Annotated in this window: 3 protein-coding genes; all 3 read right to left on the bottom strand. The window is 46.3% G+C overall.

What is annotated here, in order from left to right:
- Positions 1-378: 378 nt before the first annotated feature.
- From uppS to lysA, 3 genes are read right to left on the bottom strand one after another with little or no spacing between them, the layout of a single operon-like run.
- Positions 379-1,128, bottom strand: a complete 750-nt coding sequence (gene uppS, locus IQ242_RS19515; protein WP_193961105.1) for a polyprenyl diphosphate synthase — start codon at positions 1,126-1,128, stop codon at positions 379-381.
- Positions 1,125-2,045, bottom strand: coding sequence for a diadenylate cyclase CdaA (gene cdaA, locus IQ242_RS19520; RefSeq protein WP_193961106.1), 921 nt, complete (start codon positions 2,043-2,045; stop codon positions 1,125-1,127). Before cdaA ends, uppS begins: the two co-directional genes overlap by 4 nt.
- A gap of 22 nt (positions 2,046-2,067) precedes the next feature.
- On the bottom strand, positions 2,068-3,471 hold the full coding sequence (gene lysA, locus IQ242_RS19525; protein WP_193961107.1) for a diaminopimelate decarboxylase: 1,404 nt from the start codon (positions 3,469-3,471) through the stop codon (positions 2,068-2,070).
- Between the last annotated feature and the right edge of the window lie 151 nt (positions 3,472-3,622).

Consider the following 3,622-nt stretch of genomic DNA (forward strand, 5'->3'; position numbering starts at 1 on the left):
AGAATCCCATAATCTTAAAACTGCTTATCGTCGATAGTTATTTTCCATCCTATTTTATTTTAGTCGGGGAAAAAGTCTAGCTCTGGCCGATTTACGGATTACCGTATTGGGGAAATCGAGAGGATCACAAACTGCCTCCCCTCGCGGTTTAACCTAAATCCAGTTATTAAAAACTGATTATCTATTCCCCCTACCCCCCCGATGTCGGGGGGCAGGGGGGGTTGCCTCTTGCCTTTTGCCTATCCTGATATGTTACCTATACTTAACGGATTGAGTATTAACCGTTGCCCCAGGGAGTTTAAGATTAAAAGTGAAAAATCAAAAATTGTCCTTTAACTGCTCCACAGTGGCTATTTCGCTAAATTTGGGCTGCAGGCTCTATAATTTGCCAAAACGACGATGACGACCCTGATAATCTTTTAAAGCGCGGTGAAATTGCACTCGATCGAAATCGGGCCAGAGGGTGTCAGTAACGTAGATTTCTGCGTAGGCCATTTGCCAGAGTAAAAAATTACTAATTCTCATTTCCCCACTACTGCGAATTAACAGGTCTGGGTTAGGAATCCCAGCAGTATAAAGATACTGTTCAAAGAGAGATTCATCGATCGCTTCTGGGGAGACTAAACCCTGTTGCACCTGACGAGCGATCGCCTGACAAGCTTGCACGATCTCCTCTCGACCACCATAATTAGTAGCCACCGTAAATTGAATACCGGAATTTTTGCTAGTTTCTGCTTGAGATTTAGCAATTTCCCGTCTTAAAGACTCTGGCAAGGCTGATAAATTACCAATAAAGCGAATTTTGACATTTTGCTGCATCATTTCTTCCAATTCCCGCCGCAAAACCCGCTCGAATAGAGTCATTAAAAACTCTACTTCTTCCAGGGGACGACCCCAATTTTCCGTCGAAAAAGCATAAGCAGTTAAAGCGGGAATCCCCCAGTCACGACAACAGCGCAGCAAGTCTTTGAGTGCATCTACTCCCCGTTGATGGCCCATAATCCGGGGTAAACCACGACTTTTCGCCCAACGACCGTTCCCATCCATAATCACTGCGACGTGCTGAGGCAAACGGTTTTTATCTAAATCCGTAGGTAATTCTGGTGATAAGCTCGGTTTAACAGTCATTTTCTATCTTTCGGGGTTGCTCTGGGCGAACGGGAGAATTTTTCTAAGATTAGACGACCTTTTAAGCCAATTGTACGCCCTAAACGTCCCCAACTCGGTGCGACCACTTCCCCCTCTCCCGACGGAGAAAACTTCGCTTCGAGCAGCTCTTTTAGTTTACTACTGGTTAAAGGCCGATCCAAATTACCCCCCGACGCGAGGGAAATCGAGCCAGTTTCCTCAGAAACCACAATACAGATACAATTATCTAGCCTTTCGGTAATGCCCATGGCTGCCCGATGACGGGTGCCTAATTGCCTAGAGGTACTGCGCTCCGATAGGGGTAGAATAACACCAGCGGCCACCACTCGATCGCCGCGGATAAAGACGGCCCCATCGTGCAGTAAAGTTTTAGTTTGAAAAATAGTTTGAATTAATTCCTTAGATACTTCGCCATTTAGCGTCACCCCCGGATTGACAAACACCTTGGTGTCGAGATTGCCACTGGTTTCTAATACCATCAGCGCGCCGGTGCGATTTTGAGATAGATCCTTCACCGCGTCCACTAACTCATCAATGACATTATCGGTCTTGGGAGTGGGGGAACTTTTTTTAAATAATTCCCACACTTGACCTTTGCCCAATAATTCTAAAAAACGGCGGAATTCTGACTGAAAAATCACAGCGATGGCCACGGCCGACCCCAAAATCAATTTTTCTAGGACTAACCCCAGCAAGCGCAATCCTAGGGCATCGCTAATCACCGAGGCCAGCATTAAATAGATTAGTCCTCGCACCATCCAAAAGGTACGCCGCTCGCCGATAATTAGCAGCAGCATATAGGTAAGCAGGAGAACTAACCCAAAGTCTAGGAATGACAGACCATGGCTGAGAATCCAGGACAATAACCGGCGAGGGTCCAGAAAAAAACCCGACATGGGGGGACAATAGCGATGAGGTTTATATTAAGGAGAGTCGAGTGGGTAGGCGGTCTTGACGCAGCAAATCCGCCAGATTTTCCCGTTCAAGGATCAGATTAGCTTCTCCATTTTGGACAATTACCGCCGCCGGACGGGGTAAGCGGTTGTAATTAGAAGCCATACTGTAGTTATAGGCTCCTGTGGCTAAAACCACTAAAATATCCCCTGGGTTGGTTTTCGGTAGCGCAATATCCTTAATTAGAATATCGCCAGATTCACAGTGTTTTCCAGCTATTGTCACCACTTCCTGACATTCTTGACTCATTTTATTGGCGACCACGGCCCGGTAAACCGATTGATAGGTAATCGGTCGGGGATTGTCGGACATTCCGCCATCGACGGCGATATAGGTGCGGATTTCGGGGATTTCTTTGCGATTACCCACTGTATAGGCCGTTACGCAAGCGGTGGCAATCAGAGAGCGTCCCGGTTCGGCAATGAGCAGCGGATAAGCGATACCTCTTTCCTGACAAGCTTTGGCCACTGCTAAGGACACCGCTTGCACCCATTCCTCGATACTTGGGGGGTCATCACTTTCGAGGTAGCGAATTCCTAAACCACCCCCGACGTTTAATTGCTCTAGGGGTAAACCCCGTTCTAAACCTAATTTAAACCAATCTGCCAAGACAGCGGCTAAGTCTTGGTGGGGTTGACGTTCAAAAATCTGGGAACCGATGTGAGCGTGTAAACCCAGACAATTCAGCAGCGGATGAGCTAAAACATAGTCAAATACCGCTTCGATTTGATGAGGGTCAAAACCAAATTTACTGTCTAAGTGACCCGTGCGAATATATTCGTGGGTGTGGCACTCGATACCGGGGGTTAACCGCAATAGGATCGGAATAGGGGTATCAGGACGATTTTCGCCTAATTTAACCAGATTTTCTAACTCTAGCCAGTTATCAACGATAATAATGCAGTTATGCTCGATCGCATATTCTAACTCAGCGATCGATTTGTTATTACCATGAAAGTATATCGGCACATCAGTTTTATTGATCTGGTCTAAAGCGGTTAACACCGTGTGAATTTCTCCGGCCGACACCACATCAAAACCTAATCCTTCACTAGCGACCACGGCCGATAGGGCCAGGCAATTCCACGCTTTCGAGGCATAAATTACCCTAGATTCTCCGGGATAATGAGTCTGGAAACCTTGCAGGTATTGACGACAGGCAGTGCGGAGGGTGAATTCATCGACAATATACAAGGGTGAACCGAAACGTTCCACTAGGGTGGTCACATCACAACCACCGATTTCTAGACAATCGCGGTTATTAACCTTGGCTGTCAGGGGGAACAGGGTTTGATTCGGGGATAGACAATCTTGATAGGCTAAATATTTTTGTCCGGAATTGTTGATTTTAGGTTCAGTTGATAGCATGAGCGGTGTTTTTTGTCAATAAATCGATAAATTTTGTTACAATCTCCGCGCATCCCCGATTCAGTTAAGGGAATTTTGACCGTCGGTGATCTAGATAACCAAAATAGTTCTCTCTTTCAGTGTACGATCAACGACCCGCTAAAAATCCCTT

The sequence above is a fragment of the Microcystis sp. LEGE 08355 genome (genome assembly GCF_015207185.1).
Classification (GTDB): domain Bacteria; phylum Cyanobacteriota; class Cyanobacteriia; order Cyanobacteriales; family Microcystaceae; genus Microcystis; species Microcystis panniformis.

Excerpts from the sequence above, each read along its gene's own strand:
- uppS (WP_193961105.1), bottom strand. The coding sequence starts at position 1,128 with ATGACTGTTAAACCGAGCTTATCACCAGAATTACCTACGGATTTAGAT.
- cdaA (WP_193961106.1), bottom strand. The coding sequence starts at position 2,045 with ATGTCGGGTTTTTTTCTGGACCCTCGCCGGTTATTGTCCTGGATTCTC.
- lysA (WP_193961107.1), bottom strand. The coding sequence starts at position 3,471 with ATGCTATCAACTGAACCTAAAATCAACAATTCCGGACAAAAATATTTA.